The sequence below is a fragment of the Roseococcus sp. GW821-FHT12F05 genome, from assembly GCF_058806835.1.
The window spans coordinates 1-20,049 of sequence record NZ_JBXAQB010000012.1 but is presented as its reverse complement, the minus strand read 5'-3'; the positions used below and the strand labels follow the sequence as shown (position 1 = coordinate 20,049).

The window sequence follows — 20,049 nt, the reverse complement described above, 5'->3', positions numbered from 1 at the left end:
TGACCATGCGTTTCGAGCCCAGACGCGACGAGGCCCGCGCCGCCAGATGGCGTGCCATCGGCCAATGGACTGGCGAGACCTTTTTCGACCTGCTGAGCCGTACCGCCGACGCCACGCCCGACAAGATCGCCATCACCGACGGCACGAACCGCGTCACCTATGCCGAGCTGCGCGACGCCACCGACCGCATGGCCGCGCGCTACCGCGAGCTCGGCATCGGCGAGACCGACGTGGTCGCGATCCAGCTGCCCAACTGGATCGAGTTCGCACCCTGTTTCTTCGCCCTGGAGCGCGTGGGCGCCGTCGCCGTCACCGTCTCCACGGACTTCCGGGCGCGCGAGCTGGAATACATCCTGCGCTTCAGCGAGGCGCGCGGCTTCGTCACCTGCGGGAATTACCGCGGCTTCGACCATCTCGCGATGGCGCTCGACCTGCGGGAGAAGCTGCCGGAGCTGAAGCTCGTCGGCAGCTTCCGTTCCCCACCGCGCGACGGCGTTGTCGCGCTGGATGATGTGATCGCCGCAGAAGGCCCGCCGAAGGATTTCACACCGTTCCGCCAGTCCTCGGACGCGGTGATGCGGATGGCCTTCACCTCCGGCACCACCGGCAATCCCAAGGGCGTCATGCACAGCCATGACACCACGCTCCCCGCCGCGCGCATCCTCAACACCGATGTCGGCCTCGGTGCCGAGGACCGCATGATGGTCTGGCTGCCGCTCGGGCTGAACTGGGGCTACCTCACCCTCGTGCAGTCGGTGATGGCGAACGCGACCGCCGTCCTGCTGGAGCGCTTCTCCTCCACACCCGCGCTGGCACTGCTGGCCGGCGAGCGCTGCACCTACGTGCCCACCGCGCCGGCCTCGCTCACCGCCATCCTCGCCCTGCCGCAGATGAAGGAGGCCGATCTCTCCGCGCTGCGCCTCGTCGTCTCCGGCGGCGCCTCCGCGCCCGTCGAGACCATCCGCGCCTGGCGCGCCGCGGCGCCCGGCCATTTCCTCGAGCTCTACGGCATGCTGGAGGACGGCTATCAGACCTACACCCGCGCCACCGACGATCCGGAAGAGGTCGCAGGCTCCGTCGGCCGCACCGCCAGCCATATGGGCCTGCGCCTGCTCGACCCCGAGGGCAACGACGTGCCGCATGGCAGCGAGGGAGAGATCGCCGCCGACGGCCCCTCCGTGCATCTCGGCTACCACGCGAATCCTGCCGCGAATGCCGAGGCGTTCACCGCCGACGGCTGGTTCCGCTCCGGCGACCTCGGCTTCGTCGATGCACAAGGCAACCTGCGCATCAGCGGCCGCGTGAAGGAGATGATCAACCGCGGCGGGAAAAAGTTCTTCCCGCGCGAGATCGAGGAGGTGCTCTACACGCACCCCGCCATCCTCTACTGCGCCATCGTCGGCCTGCCCGATATCAGGCTCGGCGAGCGCGCCTGCCTCTGCCTCGTGCCGCGCGAGGGCCATCCGGTGCTCGACCTGCCGGCCGTGCTGGAGTTCCTGGGCGACGGCTTCGCCACCTACAAGCTGCCCGAGCGCCTCGTCGTGCTCGACGAGCTGCCCTTCACCCCGACCGGCAAGATCCAGCGCCACAAGCTGGCTCTGGCCATCCTCGCCCGCGATGCCGGTGAAAGATCGCCGGCTTGACTTTCTCGTGCCCTCAAATGCCGGGCGCGCGCTTGGCTTCGCCGCGCTGGCGGCGGCGCCCGTTCGGGCGCTCGGCACGAAGGAAGAATTCGTGCCGCTTCCAACGATTTCTGGAGAAGACGCCGTGAGCTACGACCACCTTCCGAACGTACTGGCCGATCGCCCGCATCAGCGCGTGCTGCGCCTGACGTTGAATCGCCCGGACCAGCTCAACGCCCTCGCGCCCGAGATGCACCGCGCGCTGACCGACGTCTGGCGCGAGATTGACGCCGACCCCACCGTCAGCGTCGTCATCATCACCGGCGCCGGGCGCGGCTTCTCGGCCGGCGGCGACCTCGATCTCGTCACCGAGATGATGCAGGACTTCGAGACGCGCATCCGCGTCTGGAAGGAGGCGCGCGAGATGGTCTACAACATGATCGGCTGCTCCAAGCCGATCATCTCCGCCATCAACGGCCCCGCGGTCGGCGCCGGCCTGGTGCTGGCGCTGATGGCCGACATCACCATCGCCGGACACTCCGCCAAGCTCATCGACGGCCACACCAAGCTCGGCGTCGCCGCCGGCGACCACGCGCCGATCATCTGGCCCCTGCTCTGCGGCATGGCGAAGGCGAAATACTACCTCATGACCTGCGAACCGCTGGACGGCATCGAGGCCGAGCGAATCGGCCTCGTCTCCCTGGCCGTGCCGGACGACGATCTCCAGGCGAAGGCATTGAATGTCGCGGTGAAGCTCGCCGAAGGCCCGCAATCCGCCCTGCGCTGGACGAAGCATTCCATGAACCTCTGGCTGCAGCAGGCGCGCCCGATCTTCGAGGCCGCGGTCGCCATGGAATTCCTCGGCTTCAACGGGCCGGAGCTGCCGGAGGGCGTCGCCGCCATGCGCGCCCGCCGCAAGCCGGAATTTCCGCCGGGCAGCCCCGTCTGACGCTTGCGTCGCCGGCCCTCCTTCGCGGAGGATCGGCGCATGCCAACATCCCCGCTCGTCATCGTGCCGCCCGAGGGCGGCCGCTCCTACTGGCAGCCCGTGCCTGCCAACGGCTTCGTGCGCTGCCTGCTCGCCTCCAACGAGATCGGCGCGGAGACGCCCTTCTCCATGGGCACGCAGACCGTCGATCCCGGCTGCTTCGTGCGCGAGCACATGCACCCGGAGAACGAGGAGGTCATCCTTGTCCTCGAAGGCCGCGGCGAGGCGCTGCTCGACGGCGAAACGAGGCACCCGATGGAGAAGGGCACCTGCTTCTTCCTCGGCAAGGGCCGCCTGCACCGCTTCGAGGCCTCGCCGGACGCCCCCATGGTCTTCCTATGGCTGATGATGCCCGGCGGCCTCGAGGTCTTCTTCGAGCGCATCGGCCGCGAGCGGCAGGAAGACGACGCCTCGCCGGCCCCCTTCCCGCGCCCCGCCGATGCCCTGCAGATCGAGGCGGCGACCGTCTTCGGAGCAGTACCGCCCCGTTAGGTCTTCTCGATGTTCCAATAGAACAGCGCCGGCGCCGGGATCATCCCACGCAGGTTGCGCCGATGCGCGATCATGCTGCGGTACTGCCCCAGCGGAATGTTCGTCACATTCGCGATGTGCAGGCGCTCCAGCTCCTTCAGGATCGCGCGCTGCTTCACCGGATCGGTCTCGCTGGCCCAGGCCGCATTCATCTCCGGCACGCGCGTGTCGCAGGGCCAGCCGAACCAGGCGCCCTCGCAATTGGCGAGGAAGGTGTTGAGCAGCGGGTTCTGGATGCCGGTGATCGTCGCATTGGTGATGAAGCAGTTCCAGCCGCCCTGCGCCGGCGGGCTGCGCGAGGCGCGGCGTTGCACCAGTCCGCTCCAGTCCATCGCGATCAGGTCGACATTGGCGCCGATCTGCCGCAGCGCGTCGGCGAGCATCAGCGCCGGCGGGTGCAGCGTGGCGTTGTCGGCCGGATCCATCACGACCACGGGACGTCCGTCATAGCCGGAGGCCCGGAAGGCCTCGCGCGCCGCGGCGATGTTGTATTCGGGCCAACCGAGCTCGGCGAACTGCGCGCCCTCCTCGCTGGTGCAGCCGAAGGGCGCGCCGCAGTCGCGCGAGGGCGAATCGCCCACCGTCGCCTTCATCACGTCCGACTGCTTGATCGCCATCATCAGCGCCCGACGCGCCCCCACATTGTCGAAGGGTGGGAAGAGATGGTTCATCGCGACGAAGAGCGTGTAACCGAGCGGATCATTGGGCGCGACGACCACGTCGCGCTGACGCGCCATCCGCGGCAGGAGGTCGGGCGCCGGGCTCTCGATGATATCGAACTCGCCCGTCGCGAGGCCCGCCGCGGCGGTGGCGGAATCCGGCGTGTAAAGCGATTCGACGCGATCGATCTTCGCGACCTTGCCGCCCGCCGCCTGGCTCGGCGGCTCGCTGCGGGGCACGTAGTCGGTGAAGCGCTCGTAGACGGTCTTCGCGCCGGGAATCCATTGTTCCCGCAGGAAGCGGAAGGGGCCGGAACCGACCATCTCCGTCACGGCCGTGCTGGGGTCCGTGCGCGCCAGCCGCTCCGGCATCATGAAGGGCACGTTGCTGTCGATTTTCCCGAGCGCGTCGAGCACGAAGCCCACGGGCCGCTTCAGCGTGAGCACGAAGGTCCGCGCATCCCTGGCCTCCAGGCTGTCGGTCACGGCCATGAGCGCGCGGCCCATCGCGTCGCGCGCGCCCCAGCGGCGGATGGAGGCGACGCAGTCCGCGGCGGTGACGGGTGTGCCGTCATGCCAGCGGAGGCCGTCGCGGAGCTGGAAGGTCCAGGTTTTCCCATCGCCGCTGCGCTCGAAGCCGCCGACCATCTGCGGCTGCGGCTTGTTCTGCGCGTCCAGCGCGAAGAGCGTGTCGAAGACGAGATAGGCGTGGTTGCGCGTGAGGTAGGTGGTCGTCCAGATCGGATCGAGCGCGCGAAGGTCGCCGATCGGCACGGATCGGACCACCTTGCGCGGATCCTGCGCCATGGCTTGGCGCGTTGCCGCGCTGAGGAAGCCGGGCGCCGCGAGCGCGGCGGCAAGATGGCGGCGGGCAATCGACATCGGAGCCTCCCTGGAACGACAGCAGGGCCGGTGCCTCGCGGCCCGGCCTCTCCATGCAACTCTCGCCCCCTCTCCCGGACACAGGTTGGCTTGCCGCGCCGGGCGCGGCAAGCCTTATGAGGACTCAGGCATTGCCGGGCGGGGGGCGGGTGCCGACGAGCACGAAGTTGCCGTCCCGGACCTCCAGCACATAGGTGGTCTTCAGCGCGTCGCCCTGCTCGGTGAAGCGAGCCAGCGTGCCCTCGATGGTCTGCACGTTGCGCAGCGCACGCAGCTCGTCGCGGATCGCCGCGCGCTCGGCCGCGAGGCGCGGGCGTTCGCCGGTCACGCGCGCGCGCTTCATCGCCTCGGCGTAGAGATGCACGATGCTGTGCGCGGCCGCGTCGTACATGCCGGGGCGCAGATCGCCCGTCTCGCCGGCGGCCCGGGCGCGCTTCACGAACTCGTCGCGGAAGGCGAGCGCGGTGGGCGAGTCGAAGTTGTAGAAATGCGTGGAGGCCACCAGCGTGCCGTTGCCATCGGTGCCCATGCGCGAGGGCAGGTTCACGTCCACGATGGTCGTGCCGCCGACGATGCGGCCGGTCATGCCCTGGCGCCGCATCTCGCGCACCAGCACGATGGCCGGCTCCGGCGGGCCGCCCATGCAGATCAGGTCCGGATTGGCGCCGCGCAGCTGCGCCACCTGCGCCGACATGTCGAAGGCCGCGACGGGGAAGGAGACGGTGCCGGTGACGGGAATGCCCGCCGCCTGCAGCAGGCGCGGGAAGACGTCGGTGCCCATGGAGCGGCCGATCACCTCGTCCGTCGTGTAGGCGATGCCCGCGTTGCGCGTCTGCACGCCCTTTTCGCGCGCGATGGGCAACAGGCGCTCGAAGAGATAGGCCTCGTCCGAGGTGTTGCGGAAGGCGAACTTGAAGGGCGCCGCCAGGCCCGGCGCGGAGCTCGCGATCGCCATCTGCGCAATGCCGAGCCGGTCGCCCACCGGGAAGGCCACGCGGCATTCGCTGCTGCTGAAGGGGCCGATGATGGCCAGCGCGCCGTCATCCTCGGCGAATTGCCGCGTGGCGATGGCGGCCTGCTCGGGGCGCGAGGCGGCGTCGAAGGTGCGGATGGCGATGGGGCGGCCGTTCACGCCACCGGCCGCGTTCACCTCCTCGACGGCGAGAGTCACCGCGATCTCGTTGCGGCGGGTAAGCGAGACCCAGTTGCCGGACTTGGACGTGGTGAAGCCGAGCGGCAGGGGAGCGCCCTGCGCGCGGGCCTGCAGCGCCGGCAGCGCGAGCGCTCCGGCGAGCAGAAATGGACGGCGGCGGATCATGGGGCAACTCCTTCCTGGTGGGGTTCGGTATGGGATGCGCCGCCGCCGAGATAGGCGCCGCGCACGCGGTCGTCGCGCAACAAGTCCTTCGAAGCGCCGGAGATCACCGCATGGCCGAGCTCCAGCACCAGCGCATGCCGGCTGGCCTCCAGCGCCAGCAGCGCGTTCTGCTCGACCAGCAGGATCGCGATGCCCTCGGCGTTCAGGGTCGCGATCAGCTCGAAGACCTCGGCGGTGAGGCGCGGCGAGAGGCCGAGCGAGGGCTCGTCCAGCATGATGAGGCGCGGCCTGGCCATCAGCGCGCGGCCGATGGCCAGCATCTGCTGCTCGCCGCCCGAGAGCACGGCCGCGTGCATCCGCTTCCGCCGCGCGAGGTTGGGGAAGCGGTCGTAGATCGCGTCCAGCTCGCGCGCCGCGGGCGTGTCGCGGCGCGGATAAGCGCCCATGAGGAGGTTTTCTTCCACCGTCAGGCTCGTCAGCACGCGGCGTCCTTCCGGCACCATGACGAGGCCACGCCGGACACGCTCGGCGGGCGAGAGCCGGGACACATCCTCGCCGGCGAAGCGGACGGTGCCGCTGCTGGAGGGCATCAGGCCCAGCAGCGTACGCAGCAGCGTCGTCTTGCCGGCACCATTGGCGCCGAGCACCGCCATGGCATCGCCCTCGCCGACGCTCACCGAAACCTCGCTCAGCGCGCGGATGGGGCCATAGCTGGCGGCGAGTGCGCTGGCCTCAAGCATGCGCGTAGCGCTCCGGCGCGTGGCCTAGATAGGCCTCGATGACGGCGGGGTCGCGCGCCACCTCGGCCGGCGTTCCTTCCGCGATCTTCTCGCCAAAGTTCAGCACCGCCGCGCGGGTGCAGAGCCCGCCGACGAAATGCATGTCGTGCTCCACGACGAGCAGCGTGACGCCGCCCGCCGCCACGCGGTGCAGCTCGTCCAGCAGCGCGCCGCGCTCCTGCGTATTGAGGCCGGCGCAGGGTTCGTCGAGCAGCAGGACGCGCGGACGCGCCATCAGCGCGCGGACGATCTCCACACGCTTGCGCAGACCGTAGGCGAGGCCGCCGACAAGGCCCTTCGCATGCGCGCTCAGCCCGGCTTCGGCGAGGCGCGCCCGGGCCTCCTCGCGCAGCGCGCGCCCGGGGCCGAAGCCGATGGGCATGAGCTTCGCGAGCATGCCACCCGCGCGGATATGCGCACCCAGCAGCACGTTCTCCTCGACGGTGAGGTGGCCGATCAGCCGGATGTTCTGGAAGGAACGCGCGAGCCCGTGCCGGATGCGGTTGCGCGGCTTCATCGGCACCAGGTCGTCGCCGTCGAGCAGGATCTGCCCCTCGTCCGGCGCGTAGTAGCCGTTGATGAGGTTGAAGGCCGTCGTCTTCCCCGCGCCGTTCGGGCCGATCAGCGCGACGCGCTCGCCCTCCTCCACCGCGAGATCGAGGCCGCGCACGACCTCGAGCCCGCCGAAGCTCTTCTTCAACCCACAGATCTCGAAGATCGGGCGTTTCATGCGGGGCGCATCCGGCGGAACAGCCGCATCAGGTCCGCGCGTGTGACGATGCCCTGCGGGCGTACCGCCATCACCAGGATCACGGCCGCCGCGAAGAGCACGTAGCGCCAGGCTGCCGCGCCCCGGAACAGCTCCGGCAGCAGGGTGAAGAAGGCCGCGCCGATCAGCGGGCCCCAGGCCGTCTGCGTGCCGCCCAGGACGACGGACAGCACGATCGTGACGGACAGCAGGACCGAGAAATGCTGCGCCTCGACGAAGTTGAACTGGAATCCGTAGAGCGCCCCCGCCAGCCCCGCCAACGCGCCGCCGATCGTGAAAGCGCCGAGCTGCGTAAAGGGCACGTGCACGCCGAAGAGGGAGGTGACCGTCTCGTCCTGCTCGATCGCGTGCAGCGTCATGCCGAAGCGGCTCGCGCTCAGCCACCAGCCCAGCAGGATCACGCCGGCCGCGCAGGACGCGATGGGCACAAGTCCCAGATGCTCGATCACCGGATAGCCGGCCGCGCCGCCCACCACGTCGAGATTGATGAGGATGCCGCGCACCACCTCGTTGAAGGCGAGCGTCGCCAAAGCGAGGTAGAGCCCTCGCGTGCGCAGCACGGGCCCGCCGATGAGGAAGGCGAGCAGCCCTGCCGCCGCCGCGCCCGTCGCGACGGAAGCGGCGACGGACCACTCGTACTCGTTGGACATCACGGCCGAGGCATAGGCGCCGATCGCCATGAAGCCGGCCGTACCGAGATTCACCTGCCCCGCCGCCAGCGGCAGCCAGGCCGCATAAGCCGCGATCACGTTGATCGCCAGCAGCGTCAGGATGGCGGCGGTGTAGCCGCTCACAGCTTTTGCTGACCGAGCGCGGGGTCGCCGAACAGGCCCGTCGGCCTGATGACCAGGCTCGCCAGGAGGATGCCGAAGACGACGACGTTCACGTGGTCGGCGGAGAGCAGGCTCACCGCGAAGATTTCCGCCAGCCCGATGATCAGCCCGCCGATCACCGCGCCCCATATATTGCCCATCCCGCCCAGCACCATGGCGGAGAGGCCCTTGAGCGCCACCTGATCGCCCATGAAGGGCGAGACGAGCTGGTAGGAGAGCGAGAACAGCACCCCCGCCAGCGCGCAGAAGAGCCCGGCCAGCACGAAGAGCCGCGGCACCACGCGCCCGACCTCCACGCCCAGCATGGTCGCCGTTTCAGGGTTTTCCGCGACGCTGCGGATGCCGCGGCCGAGCTTGGTGCGCGACAGCAGAAGCTGCAGCGCGATCACGAGGCCGATGGAAATGAGCAGCCCCGCCAGCTGCGGCACGCCGATGACCAGATCGCCGATCCGGATGTTCGCATCGCCGAAGGGCGAACGGATCGCACGGGCGTCGGAGCCCCAGCGCACCAGCACCAGATTCTCGAAGAGGATGAGGAAGCCGAGCGACGAGACCAGCGGCACCAGCGGCGGCCCGCCGCGCTGGAGACGCCAGGTGAGCCGCTCCACCACCAGCGACGCGACCGCGGCCACGGCCAGCGCAACCAGCACCGCGACCGGCCAGGGCAGCCCCTCCGCCACGCCGGCCCAGGTGAGGAAGCCGCCCATCATGAACAGCGCCGGCACGGAGAAGTTCAGAAAGTTGAGGCAGCCGAAGAACAGCGTGAACGACACCGCGATGAGGACGTAGATGCCCCCCAGCATCAGCCCGTTCACCAGCTGCTGCGTGATCATGCCGCACGCCCCGGCGCTGATGGCAGCGCGTAGCTCTCCATCAGTCCGTCCACCATCGCCGTCGCGCCCTTCCAGTCGTAGGTCCGGAACGAGTGCCCGCGCGTGACGAACTGCGCGCCAGCATAGAACATCTCATATTGCTGATGCCGGCTCGCGAATTCGCTGCCGACGGCATCCCAGGCCAGCTTGAGGAACTTCACCCGCTCGTCCGGCGTTGCCGCCGGCGACTGCTGCATCGTGCGGATGATCTTCGCCATTTCAGGGTTGCCGTAATCCGCGATGGAAGAGGGCAGCATGATCATCCCACCGCCGGCCAGGTCGCGGATCGTGTTGACGATCTGCGGGTAGAGCTCCTGCGTCAGCACCTGCGCCGCATACATCATGTGCCTGTTGGGCACGTACCACTCGCCCTGCTGCGAGCCCGCGGCTTCCATCCCGTGCATCGTCGCCTCGACGCCCGCCGCCTGCGCCGCGAGCCGTCCCAGCGCATCGCGGACCGGCGGCATGCCCACCGTGCCGATGGTCTCGGTCACGCGCCGCGCCACACCGGTCAGGAAGCGCAGCTTCTCCGCCAGGCGGATCTGCGCCTGGTAGTTCTGCATGGTGTGGCCCCAGGTGTCGTGGAACTGGGCGCGGCACATGTCGGTGTCGCGATGCACGAAGACACGCTCCCACGGCACCTTCACATCCTCGAACCACATCACCGCGTCGTTCTCGTCGAAGCGCGAGGAGAGCGGGTTGTCGAACTCGCTGACGGCATGCGCCTCGTAGGATTTGCGCGAGAGCACCTTCAGCCCCTTCGCATTCATCGGCAGCGCGCAGGAGAAGGCCAGCGCCTCCTCGCCCGGCTTCAGCGGCTGAAGGCTCGCCACCAGCACCTCGTTCGCCATGATCGACGAGGTGCCGAGCATCTTTCCCCCGCGGATGGTGATGCCAGACGCATCCTCGTCCACGATGCGCGCGGAGAGATCCGGCTCCGCCTGCTCGCCCCAGGGCTTCGATCGGTCTGCCTGCGGGTTGATGATGACATAGGTGAGGAACCAGTCCTGCCGCGTCGCCTCGGCGACGTAGTCGCGCAACGCCTTCGCCCGCGCGGGTCCGTGCTTCTCGAAGACCTCGATGCCCATCACCTGGCCGATCAGCGCCGAAGCCACATGGTCCGGGCTGCGGCCGATAAAGCCGCAGGAGAGCCGCGCCCATTCCGTCATCGCCTTGCGCCGCGTGACGAGCTCGGCGTAGCTGCGCGGCATCTGCCAGGCGCGGCTCGCGCGGCGCCCGCCGCCGCAATCGAAGGTCGCGGCCTCGATGTTCTCCGGCCGCGATTGGTATTCGTAGAATTTTCCGGCCGACTGCACGGCGCCGCGAAAGGCCGGATGCGTCGTGACATCCGCGACCAGCGCGCCGTCGAGATAGACGGCCCGCCCATCGCGCAGGCTCGCAACGTGCTGCGCCCCCGTCTTCACATCGGCCATGGGTTCCTCCGTTCTTGTGTCATGCGGCATCGACGTCCAGCGCCTGCTGCGCCAGGAGCGCGCGGTCGGACGCGGCATTTAGATTGTCCACCAGCCGCAGCAGCGTGCGGAACTCCGTGCGGCTGAGCGGCGCGAACTGGATGTCGTTGAGCACCCGCTGCGTCGGCGCCAGGGCCGCGAGCCGCGCGAAGCCGGCCGGCGTCACGGCCAGCAGCACGCGGCGGCCGTCATCGGGGTCGCGCCGCTTCTCGATCAGCCCCTGCGCCTCGAGCTTGTTGGATTCCGCGGTGATGAAGGCCGCGCTGACCTTCATGTGCTCGGCCACGCCGCCCACCGAGACGACGCCCTCCGTGCCGAGATGCAGGATGGAGATGAGGATGGAATAGGCCGGCCCCGCGAGCCCGATCCGTGCCGCATGTCCGTCGCGCAAGGCCTGGTGCCGCGAGGCGAGCCCGAGCAGCCCGTTGATCAGCCGGCGGAAGGCAGCGTCGGACCCGTTCTCCAGCAGCTCGGCGCGCGTGACGGTGAGCGGCACGGAGGGCGCCGGTTTCGCGTCGCCGGGATTGGATTTCCGTCTTGCCATGGCGGAAAGCTAGTTTAACTAACTTAGCTATCTCAACGCCTATTTTCGGGGTCGCACCCTGCCGCCCGGCGACAAATGCCCAAAGCGGCGGCATCCTGCGGCGACGGAAAAGGCACCCGTGCAGGAGCAGCATCGTGGCGATCAACAAGGCCCATCTCGAATTCCACGCGCTGGACCTCGACGCGGGATGGGAAACACCCGCGGGCTATCCGCCCGGCATCCAGCAGAAAATCCTGGCCGGAACGCTGGACGAGGCGAACAGGCAGGGCTGCCGCACACGGTTGCTGCGCTTCCAGCCCGGCGCCTTCACCACGGCGCCCTTCGTGCACGACTACTGGGAGGAGGTCTTCCTCGTCAGCGGCGACCTCTGGGTCGGCAACGACGCGGAGGGCAAGGGCGGCGAAAAATTCGGGCCGATGACCTATGCCTCACGCCCGCCGGGCGCCTGGCACGGCCCCTTCCGCAGCGAGGACGGCTGTATCCTCTACGAGTGCCACACCTACGATCCGGCCTAGCAGGAGGGCTCCCCGGCGACCGCGGTGAACTGCCGCGGCCCCGGGATGGCCGGCGCATCGGGCCGCGTCACGATGCGGACCTCCAGCGTGCAATGCCCGGCACGGACCCGATAGAGATCGGCGCCGGCATATTCGATGGCGTCCACCGGCCGGATGCCCAGCTTCGGCAGGGCCGCCTGCAGCGCGGCCTGGAGCTCGGCGGCACGCTGATACTGCGGCGGCAGCGCCGCGGAGGCCGGCGCGGCGCAGAGGATGACGATCGCCGCGATCCCTCGGAACATCACGCGCCCTCCTGGAATCCTGCCGCCAGCGCCTCGGCCATCTTCAGCGCCTGCACCGTCTCGGCCACATCGTGCACACGCAGGATATGCGCGCCGTTCGCAGCCCCGGCCAGCGCGATCGCAAGGCTTCCCGTCACGCGCTGCCCCGCCTGCTCCACCCCGGTGACCCGGCCTATGAAGGTTTTTCGGGACGCCCCCAGCAGGATGGTGCAGCCGATATTCGCCAGCAGCGGCAGCCGCGCCACCAGCGCGAGGTTGTCCTCGATCCGCTTGCCGAAGCCGAGGCCCGGATCCACCGCGATCCGGCCGCGCGGGATGCCCAGCCGCTCCAGCGTCTCGACCCGCGCCTCGAGGAAGCGCGCGACCTCGGTGGCCGGATCCTCGTAGCGGATGTCGCGCTGCATGGTGCGCGGATCGGTGGTGAGCGCGTGCATGATGACCACGGGGCAGCGCGACTGCGTCACGACGCGCAGCGCCGCCGCGTCGTGACGCAGCCCGCTCACGTCATTGACCATCTCGGCCCCCGCCTCCAGCGCGGCGATCATGGTGCGGGCGTTGCGCGTATCGACGCTCACCGGTGCCGAGGTCGCGAGCGCACGGATCACCGGCAGCACGCGGGCGATCTCCTCCTCCACCGTCACCGGCGCGGCGTTGGGCCGCGTGCTCTCGCCGCCGATGTCCAGGATGTCGGCGCCGGCCTCCAGCATGGTATGGCCCTGCGCGATGGCGGCGGCATGGCCCTCGCCCAGCCCGTCACCGGAAAAGCTGTCCGGCGTGCAGTTCACGATGCCCATGACCAGCGGCCGCGCCCGATGCCTGATGATGCCGGCAAACTCCGGCATGCCTCGCGTCAGCCGCTCCAGCGCCGGGTGGTCCTCCGGCGGCGGCATGATCGAGCCCTCCGGCCCGCGGACCAGCGAAAACGCGATGGGCCCGCCCTGCAGCGGCAGGGCGAGCCCATCACGGATCGCGGCGAAGGCCGCCGGGCCATTCAGCAGGCCCAGCGGTTCGAGCCACTCGGGCAAGCTCACCCCGCAGGTTGCGGGTTGAGCCCACCACCGGTGTCCGGCCGCGGCGTGCGGCCCGAGCTCGGCACGCTGCCACGGCCCGTGGAGGCCGGCTCGTCGGGGCGGTTGCGCACCACCGGCTCGCCGCGCAGCACCGTGCGGATCTCGTCGCCGGAGAGCGTCTCGTATTCGAGCAGCCCCTTGGCCAGCCGCTCCAGCTCGTCGCGGTTTTCGGTGAGGATGGTCGTCGCCCGGCCATAGGCGGTGTCGATGATCTTGCGGATCTCGCTGTCGATGATCCTCGCCGTCTCTTCGGAGAGATTCTTCGACTGCGTCACGCTATGGCCCAGGAACACCTCCTGGCTGTTCTCGCCATAGGCCACCATGCCGAGCCGGTCGCTCATGCCCCATTCGGTGACCATCATGCGCGCCTGGTTGGTCGCCATCTTGATGTCGCCCGAGGCGCCGTTGCTCACCTTGTCCTTGCCGAAGACGATCTCCTCGGCGACGCGGCCGCCCATCGCCATGGCGAGCTCGGCCTCCATCTTGGACCTGTGCTTGGAATAGCGGTCACCAGCGGGCAGGCTCATCACCAGGCCCAGCGCGCGGCCGCGCGGGATGATGGTGGCCTTGTGCACGGGATCGCATTCCGGCTCGTGCATCGAGACCAGCGCATGACCCGCCTCGTGATAGGCAGTCATCTTCTTCTCGTCGTCGGACATGACGAGGCTGCGGCGCTCGGCGCCCATCATCACCTTGTCCTTGGCGGCCTCGAACTCGGCCATGCCGACGGTGCGGCGGCCCGTGCGCGCGGCCAGCAGCGCGGCCTCGTTGACCAGGTTGGCCAAGTCCGCACCGGAGAAGCCGGGCGTGCCGCGCGCGATCACCTTGGGATCGACGTCGGAAGCCAGCGGCACCTTGCGCATGTGCACGCGCAGGATCTTCTCGCGGCCGTTCACGTCGGGGTTGGGCACGACCACCTGACGGTCGAAGCGGCCGGGGCGCAGCAGCGCGGGGTCCAGCACGTCCGGCCGGTTGGTGGCCGCGATGATGATGACGCCCTCGTTGGACTCGAAGCCGTCCATCTCGACCAGCATCTGGTTCAGCGTCTGCTCGCGCTCGTCATTGCCGCCGCCGAGGCCGGCGCCGCGATGGCGGCCGACCGCGTCGATCTCGTCGATGAAGATCAGGCAGGGCGCGTTCTTCTTGCCCTGCTCGAACATGTCGCGCACGCGGCTGGCGCCGACGCCCACGAACATCTCGACGAAGTCAGAGCCCGAGATGGTGAAGAAGGGCACGTTCGCCTCGCCCGCGATGGAGCGCGCGAGCAGCGTCTTGCCGGTGCCGGGAGGGCCGACCAGCAGCACGCCCTTGGGGATCTTGCCGCCCAGCTTCTGGAACTTCGCGGGATCGCGCAGGAAGTCCACGATCTCCTCGAGCTCCGCCTTGGCCTCGTCGATGCCGGCCACGTCCTCGAAGGTCACGCGGCCGTGCTTCTCGGTCAGCAGCTTGGCCTTGGACTTGCCGAAGCCCATGGCGCGCCCGCCGCCGCCCTGCATCTGGCGCATGAAGAAGATCCACACGCCGATCAGCAGCAGCATCGGGAACCAGGAGATGAGGATCTGGAACAGCGGGTTCACCTCGCTCTCCTCGGGACGGGCGACGACCCGCACGCCCTTGTCGGTCAGGCGCGAGACGAGCTGCGGATCCTCGGGGGTGTAGGTGCTGAAGGCGCGACCGTCGGTGAGCTGGCCCGAGACCGTCCGGCCCTGGATCACCACGTCCCGCACATGGCCGGCGTTCACCTCGTTGATGAAGTCGCTGTAGGCCACCTGCGTCTGGGCCCGGCTGCTCGTGCCCGAGGGCTGGAAGAGGTTGAAGAGCGCCACCAGCAGCAGCGCCACGATCACCCACAGGGCCAGGTTCCGGCCAAAATTGCTCACGTCGCGCGATCCCCTTTGCCGGCCATTGCACCGGCATCTGGTGAACATAGTGTGTCCGCCGCCCCAAAAAATCCCGGAAGCCGAAGAGAATTCACCCTGCGAAGTGACATTCGGTGACGGGGCCGCCGGGGGGAGCGAAGACTGGCGGAGAATTTACCGCCATTTCAGGACGAAGATAGGCCAAGTGTGCCGCCGCGGCCAGCATTCCGTCTCCGGATTGTCGCAAAGCCGGCAGGGCCGCGAGGGCGGCGGCGGGTAGGTGCCGCGCCCGGCCGCGGAAGGCGGGGGCATCCGGGCCGATCGTGCCGGCGATCAAGCCCTCCGGTACGGTCATACGGAAGCGGTCCGGTCCGGCCCCGGCCTCCGGGACCAGCCATCTTCCGCCGCGCAGCCAGGTCGTTCCGCCGAGGGAGCCGGAGCCGCTGGCCAGCAGGGCGGCCACCGCGGCCTCGGCCGGCGCGTGCTCCCCGCCGCCCACGGCGCGGATCAGCGCGGCCATGAGCCGGCGCGCCACGGCGTCGTGTCCCAGCCGGTCCGGCGCGATCTCGGCACAGCCCTCGGGCAGGAGGCGAACGGACGCCGCCAGCCGCTCGGCCACGCGCACCGCCAGCCGGGCGCGGCGCCGCGCGAAGCTTTCAGCCACCGCCGAGGCCGCGACGGTCCCGCCGGCCGAGCGCAGCCGGGCCCGGGCGAAGCGCGGATCGGCATTGGAGGGATCCTGGACGGGGCGGACCGACCATCCCTCGAGGCTCGCGGCCAGCCGCGCCTTGGGGATGGGCAGCAGGGGCCGGAGGATGAGCGCCTCGGGCGCGATGGTCACGGGCATCATGCCGGCCAGGCCGGCATCCCCGCTGCCGCGCAGCGCCCGGAAGAGCACCGTCTCCGCCTGGTCCTCCGCGTGATGGCCGAGCAGCAGATGCAGCGCGCCCGCCTCCCGGCAGGCGGTGAGGAGCGCGGCCCGGCGGGCCCGCCGGGCCCGTTCCTGCAATCCCGGGCCGGGGGGCAGCCCGAGCGGCAGGATGCGCGTCGCGATGCCCTCGGCGGCCAGACCTTCCGCCAGCGCCGAGGCCTCCGCCGCGCTTTCCGCGCGCAGCCCGTGCTCGACGATCAGCGCCAGCACCGAGGCCCCGCGCTCCCGTGCCCAGGTGTCGGCGAGCCGCGTCAGCGCCAGCGAGTCCGGGCCGCCGGAGCAGCCCGCCGCGATCAGATCGGAAAAGGGCCCCAGCGGGGCCATCAGCGCGGCGAATTCCGCGCTCGTGACCGGCGAGGCGCCGGTCACATCACCGGCACTGCGAACGTTGCCGCGCCGCCGTCGCCTGGGTTGCCAGCGGCGGGCGCAGGTTGGGGAACTGGCTGCGCAGGTCGTTCAGCGTGTCGCAGGCCTCGCGCTTGTTGCCGAGGCTCTGGAAGGAATTGGCCAGCCCGAGCAGCGCCTCCGGCGCGCGCGGCCCGGTGCGGGCGCGGGTGAAGGCCTCGTTGTAGGCGATCGCGGCATTGCCGAAGTCGCGTTTGCCGGTCAGCGCGTCGGCCAGCAGCATCTGCGCCGCGATGGCCTGCGCGCCGGAGCGGCTGGCCAGGACCTCGCGCGCCGCGGCCTCGGCGGCGGGATAGTCGCGGCGGCCGAGCGCCGCATTCCCCTCCGCGATGGCGCGGTCGGGCGTGCGCGGCGGCGGCGCGCCGGTGCTGGTGGTGGGAGGCGGGGCGAGCGCGGGGGCGACGGGCGCGGCCGGCCGGCCGGGCGCCGCAGCGCCACCCCCACCGCCGCCCTGGCCGAGCCGGAACTCCATGTCGCCCTGGTACTTCTCGAAATCCTCGCGGAGGCGCCGGTTCTGGTTCTCCAGCACGTCCACCCGGCCGCGCAGGCGGCTGACCTCTTCCTGCAGGTTGTTCACCCGATCGAGCAGGGAGCCGACCAGCTCGCCGCTGCCGCCGGATCCGCCGCGCGAGGGCGCCGGCGGCGGCACGCTGCCCCCGCTGCGGCGCAGCTGCTCCATCTCCTGCCGCAATTGCAGGATCTGGTTCTGCAGCGCGATGCCCTCGCGGCTGTCCATCTGTGCGCTGGCGGGCTGCGCCGCCAGCAACGTCAGGCCGAGCAGGACCGCAATGCGCCGCATGATGCGAACCGCTTAGCGGACCACCGTGACGGCGCGCCGGTTGCGCGCCCAGGCTTCCTCGTTGGAACCCAGCGCGTCCGGACGGTCCTTGCCGTAGCTGATGGTCTGGATGCGCGAGCCGGCCACGCCGCTCGCCACCAGGACGTCGCGCGCGGAATTGGCGCGGCGCTGGCCGAGGGCGAGGTTGTACTCGCGCGTGCCGCGCTCGTCGGTGTTGCCTTCGACGATGACCTGGTTCTGCGGATACTGCGCAAGCCAGGCGGCCTGGCGCTGCAGCACCGGCCGCTGGTCGGCGCGGACGCTGCTCTGGTCGAAGTCGAAGAAGACGCGATCGCCGACATTGGCGACCAGGTCCTCCTGGCTGCCGGGACGGATCGTGCCGCTGCCCGCGCCCGCACCGCCGGTGGAGGCCGTCGTCTCGGGGTCGGAGGAGCAGGCGGCGAGCAGCCCTGCGGCCGCGACGGCAGCGAGGAAGGTCTTCGTGGCGGCCATGATATTCTCCTTACTGCCTTGCTATCTTACCATCTTACCGCGACCGTCCCGCCTTCGCAGGCGCAACATCGCGCGGTGCAGCACTAACCCTCCCCCATGGCGCAATCAAGGCGGAAGGCCGCGCGCCACGCGCAGGGCGACTATTCTTTACAATGCCGCCACGACGACTGGACGAAGGCGCAAATCGATAAGCAGCCGAAACGACCTGCCGCCGAAGTCAGCTGATCAACGGTGACCAGCTCGGATCGGTTGCATCCGTCGGCGTCACAATCTGCCGCTCGTTGAAGCCGGCGATGTCGATCGAGGAGATCCGGGCCGAATAGCCTGCGCCGCGATTGTCCCGCGCGGGGGACTCCCGGTAGAACATCAGCACGCGGCCATTGGGCGCGAAGGTCGGTCCCTCCATGCCCCAGCCCTCGGAGAGGATGCGCTCGCCCGAGCCGTCCGGCCGCATCACGCCGATCGCGAACTGGCCGCGCCCGATCCGGGTGAAGGCGATCAGGTCGCCGCGCGGCGACCAGACCGGCGTGGCGTAGCGCCCGTTGCCGAAGCTGATCCGCCGCGCGCCGCCGCCGCCCGCATCCATGACGTAGAGCTGCTGGTCGCCGCCCCGGTCGGAGTTGAAGACGATCTGCGTGCCATCCGGCGAGAAGCTGGGCGAGACGTCCAGCCCGCCGCCACTGGTGAGCTGCCGCTCGCGCCGCGAGCCCAGGTCCACCAGGAAGATGTTGGCGTCGCCGCCGCGGATCGCGGAGAGCACCACCGAGCGCCCGTCCGGCGAGAAGCGCGGCGAGAGCGTCATGCCGCCGAAATTGCCCAGCACCTCCTGCCGCCCGCTCTGCAGGTTGAAGAGGTACACGCGCGGCTCGTTGCGCTGGTAGGACATGAAGGCGATGCGCGTCGCGTCCGGATGCCAGCGCGGCGTCAGCGCCTGGAACTGGCCGTCGGTCAGGAAGCGGTTGTTCTCGCCGTCCTGGTCCATGATGGCGAGGCGCCGGACGCGCCGGTCGCGCGGGCCGGTCTCGGCGATATAGGCGATGCGCGTGTTGAAGTAGCCGGTCTCGCCCAGCATCCGCTTGTAGATGTCGTCCGAGATGATGTGCGCGATCTGCCGCCAGTTGCTGCTGGTGGCGTTGTAGGCCGTGCCGAGGGCCTGCTGCTCCGGCAGGATGTCCCAGAGGCGGAACTCCACGCGCAGCCGGTCGCCGCTGCCGTCCACCCGTCCCGTGACCAACGCCACCGCGCCGATGACGCGCCAGTCCTGGAAGCGCGGCGTCGCGGCCGCGGCCTCCGGCGTCTGGATGAAGGCCTGCCGGTCCACCGGCCGGAACAGGCCCGAGCTGCGCAGGTTGTTGGTGATGACGCGCGAGATCTGCTGGCCGAGCCGCGCGCCCTCGGCGCCCGTGCCCGCCATGTCGGGGATGGCGATGGGGATGGGCTCGGTCCGCGCGCGGGTGATGTCCACGATGGTCGGCGGGCTGCCGCCGCTGGTCTGCGCCAGGGCGGGCAGCGGCGTCGTCCAGATGCCGGGCGCCACCATGGCGGCGGCGCCGCCGGCCAGCAGCGAGCGGCGATTCACGTTGAGCGTCACGATTCGGATACTCCGGTTACCTGGGCCCCTCCGGGGGCGCACCTTGGCCTTTGCGAAGGCCGGGTCAAGGGTTGATCTGGGCTCGACGCGTCACCGCAGTCCCAGCTCCCTCGGGTTGAAGCGGAAGATGGTGTTCCGCAGCGCCTCCAGCCTATCGCGCGGGAGGGGCAGCGGGTTGCATCGCGGGTCGAGCAGGGCGCGGCGGGCGGCCTCATAGACCATGCGCGCCCGCGGGTCGCTGGGCGGGGAGCCGTTGGGCAGCACCTGGCGCACCACGCCGCCCGCATCCACCTGGACGCGGAGCTCGACCACGATGCTCGAGATGTTGGGCGCGCCGGCGTCCACGGCCCAGCACTCGCCGATCTTGTCGGCGAGGCCGGCGCGCTCGGCCGCCGTCAGGTTGGCGACGCCGGTGGGCGTGCCGCCGGCCTGCGCCGGGGCGCTGGGCGGCCGCGGATTGGCCCGCGCGGTGGGCGCCTGCTGCTGCTGCTGCGCCTGGCGCAGCCGCTCCAGCGTGTTGAGCACCGACTGGCTGCGCTCCTGCGGCCGCTGGACGGGCGGCGTCTGGCCGGTTCCCGGCGCCTGCGAGGGCTCGGGCGGCGGCGGCACCGGAGGGGGCGGCAGCGGCAGGGGCGGCGTCGGGCGCTGCGGCGCGGGCGTGGGCGCGGCCGGGGTCGGCGGGGTCGGGACCTGGGCCACCTGCTGCGGCGGCCGCGGCGGCAGCGGCACCGGCGAGGGCGCGGGCTCCGGCGGCGGCGCGGCGGCCGTGGGACGCGGGGGCTGCGGAGTCGGCGGCGCCGGCGTGGCGGCCGGCGCGGGCGGCGGCGGTGGAGGGGG

The 20,049-nt window shown here is 70.4% G+C and carries 20 protein-coding genes; 4 read left to right on the top strand and 16 right to left on the bottom strand.

The features are described from left to right. The first annotated feature begins 5 nt into the window (after nucleotides 1-5). The 3 genes from AC1ROY_RS24000 (at nucleotide 6) to AC1ROY_RS23990 (ending at nucleotide 3,102) form a co-directional block, all read left to right on the top strand. Nucleotides 6-1,643 carry a class I adenylate-forming enzyme family protein gene (locus AC1ROY_RS24000; RefSeq protein WP_493151428.1) on the top strand — a complete coding sequence of 546 codons (1,638 nt, stop codon included), beginning with the start codon at nucleotides 6-8 and terminating at the stop codon, nucleotides 1,641-1,643. Between the two features lie 124 nt (nucleotides 1,644-1,767). Next, nucleotides 1,768-2,571, top strand: coding sequence for an enoyl-CoA hydratase/isomerase family protein (locus AC1ROY_RS23995; RefSeq protein ID WP_493151427.1), 804 nt, complete (start codon nucleotides 1,768-1,770; stop codon nucleotides 2,569-2,571). Nucleotides 2,572-2,610: 39 nt separating this feature from the next. Beyond that, nucleotides 2,611-3,102, top strand: a complete 492-nt coding sequence (locus AC1ROY_RS23990) for a cupin domain-containing protein (protein ID WP_493151426.1) — start codon at nucleotides 2,611-2,613, stop codon at nucleotides 3,100-3,102. Here AC1ROY_RS23990 and AC1ROY_RS23985 read toward each other — a convergent pair. From AC1ROY_RS23985 to AC1ROY_RS23950, 8 genes are all read right to left on the bottom strand, one after another. After that, nucleotides 3,099-4,682, bottom strand: a complete 1,584-nt coding sequence (locus AC1ROY_RS23985; protein WP_493151425.1) for an ABC transporter substrate-binding protein — start codon at nucleotides 4,680-4,682, stop codon at nucleotides 3,099-3,101. The genes AC1ROY_RS23990 and AC1ROY_RS23985 overlap by 4 nt on opposite strands. Before the next feature lie 124 nt (nucleotides 4,683-4,806). Next, a complete protein-coding gene (locus AC1ROY_RS23980; RefSeq protein WP_493151424.1) occupies nucleotides 4,807-6,000 on the bottom strand; it encodes an ABC transporter substrate-binding protein in 1,194 nt (397 codons plus the stop codon). Beyond that, nucleotides 5,997-6,740 carry an ABC transporter ATP-binding protein gene (locus AC1ROY_RS23975; RefSeq protein ID WP_493151423.1) on the bottom strand — a complete coding sequence of 248 codons (744 nt, stop codon included), beginning with the start codon at nucleotides 6,738-6,740 and terminating at the stop codon, nucleotides 5,997-5,999. The genes AC1ROY_RS23980 and AC1ROY_RS23975 overlap by 4 nt, the downstream gene beginning before the upstream one ends. Next, nucleotides 6,733-7,509: an ABC transporter ATP-binding protein gene (locus AC1ROY_RS23970; protein WP_493151422.1), complete on the bottom strand. Its 777-nt coding sequence runs from the start codon at nucleotides 7,507-7,509 to the stop codon at nucleotides 6,733-6,735. Before AC1ROY_RS23970 ends, AC1ROY_RS23975 begins: the two co-directional genes overlap by 8 nt. Then, entirely contained in the window at nucleotides 7,506-8,342 is an 837-nt protein-coding gene (locus AC1ROY_RS23965; protein WP_493151421.1) for a branched-chain amino acid ABC transporter permease, read from the bottom strand. Before AC1ROY_RS23965 ends, AC1ROY_RS23970 begins: the two co-directional genes overlap by 4 nt. Further along, nucleotides 8,339-9,214, bottom strand: coding sequence for a branched-chain amino acid ABC transporter permease (locus tag AC1ROY_RS23960; RefSeq protein ID WP_493151420.1), 876 nt, complete (start codon nucleotides 9,212-9,214; stop codon nucleotides 8,339-8,341). Before AC1ROY_RS23960 ends, AC1ROY_RS23965 begins: the two co-directional genes overlap by 4 nt. Continuing rightward, nucleotides 9,211-10,686 (bottom strand): 4-hydroxyphenylacetate 3-hydroxylase family protein, encoded by a 1,476-nt coding sequence (locus AC1ROY_RS23955; RefSeq protein ID WP_493151419.1) that lies wholly within the window; start codon nucleotides 10,684-10,686, stop codon nucleotides 9,211-9,213. Before AC1ROY_RS23955 ends, AC1ROY_RS23960 begins: the two co-directional genes overlap by 4 nt. A 19-nt stretch (nucleotides 10,687-10,705) precedes the next feature. Then, nucleotides 10,706-11,269, bottom strand: coding sequence for a MarR family winged helix-turn-helix transcriptional regulator (locus AC1ROY_RS23950; protein ID WP_493151418.1), 564 nt, complete (start codon nucleotides 11,267-11,269; stop codon nucleotides 10,706-10,708). A 134-nt stretch (nucleotides 11,270-11,403) separates the two neighbouring features. On the opposite strand from AC1ROY_RS23950, the gene AC1ROY_RS23945 reads away from it, so the two are divergent. Beyond that, a complete protein-coding gene (locus tag AC1ROY_RS23945) occupies nucleotides 11,404-11,784 on the top strand; it encodes a cupin domain-containing protein (RefSeq protein ID WP_493151417.1) in 381 nt (126 codons plus the stop codon). Here the strand turns inward: AC1ROY_RS23945 and AC1ROY_RS23940 are convergent. From AC1ROY_RS23940 to AC1ROY_RS23905, 8 genes are all read right to left on the bottom strand, one after another. Further along, entirely contained in the window at nucleotides 11,781-12,065 is a 285-nt protein-coding gene (locus tag AC1ROY_RS23940) for a hypothetical protein (RefSeq protein WP_493151416.1), read from the bottom strand. The two genes, AC1ROY_RS23945 and AC1ROY_RS23940, sit on opposite strands and share 4 nt — an antisense overlap. Beyond that, nucleotides 12,065-13,096, bottom strand: a complete 1,032-nt coding sequence (gene folP / locus AC1ROY_RS23935) for a dihydropteroate synthase (RefSeq protein WP_493151415.1) — start codon at nucleotides 13,094-13,096, stop codon at nucleotides 12,065-12,067. The genes AC1ROY_RS23940 and folP overlap by 1 nt, the downstream gene beginning before the upstream one ends. Then, nucleotides 13,093-15,015, bottom strand: a complete 1,923-nt coding sequence (ftsH, locus tag AC1ROY_RS23930) for an ATP-dependent zinc metalloprotease FtsH (RefSeq protein ID WP_493151414.1) — start codon at nucleotides 15,013-15,015, stop codon at nucleotides 13,093-13,095. The genes folP and ftsH overlap by 4 nt, the downstream gene beginning before the upstream one ends. Nucleotides 15,016-15,106: 91 nt before the next feature. Continuing rightward, the gene (gene tilS, locus AC1ROY_RS23925; protein WP_493151413.1) at nucleotides 15,107-16,294 is read right to left on the bottom strand and encodes a tRNA lysidine(34) synthetase TilS; all 1,188 of its coding nucleotides are present in this window, start codon (nucleotides 16,292-16,294) and stop codon (nucleotides 15,107-15,109) included. A gap of 1 nt (nucleotide 16,295) precedes the next feature. After that, nucleotides 16,296-17,129: a tetratricopeptide repeat protein gene (locus AC1ROY_RS23920; RefSeq protein ID WP_493151412.1), complete on the bottom strand. Its 834-nt coding sequence runs from the start codon at nucleotides 17,127-17,129 to the stop codon at nucleotides 16,296-16,298. Nucleotides 17,130-17,141: 12 nt separating this feature from the next. Further along, nucleotides 17,142-17,621, bottom strand: a complete 480-nt coding sequence (pal, locus tag AC1ROY_RS23915; RefSeq protein ID WP_493151411.1) for a peptidoglycan-associated lipoprotein Pal — start codon at nucleotides 17,619-17,621, stop codon at nucleotides 17,142-17,144. A 217-nt stretch (nucleotides 17,622-17,838) separates the two neighbouring features. Next, nucleotides 17,839-19,161 (bottom strand): Tol-Pal system beta propeller repeat protein TolB, encoded by a 1,323-nt coding sequence (tolB, locus tag AC1ROY_RS23910; RefSeq protein ID WP_493151602.1) that lies wholly within the window; start codon nucleotides 19,159-19,161, stop codon nucleotides 17,839-17,841. A gap of 141 nt (nucleotides 19,162-19,302) precedes the next feature. Continuing rightward, on the bottom strand, nucleotides 19,303-20,049 hold a 747-nt coding region (locus AC1ROY_RS23905), incomplete at its 5' end, for a hypothetical protein (RefSeq protein ID WP_493151410.1).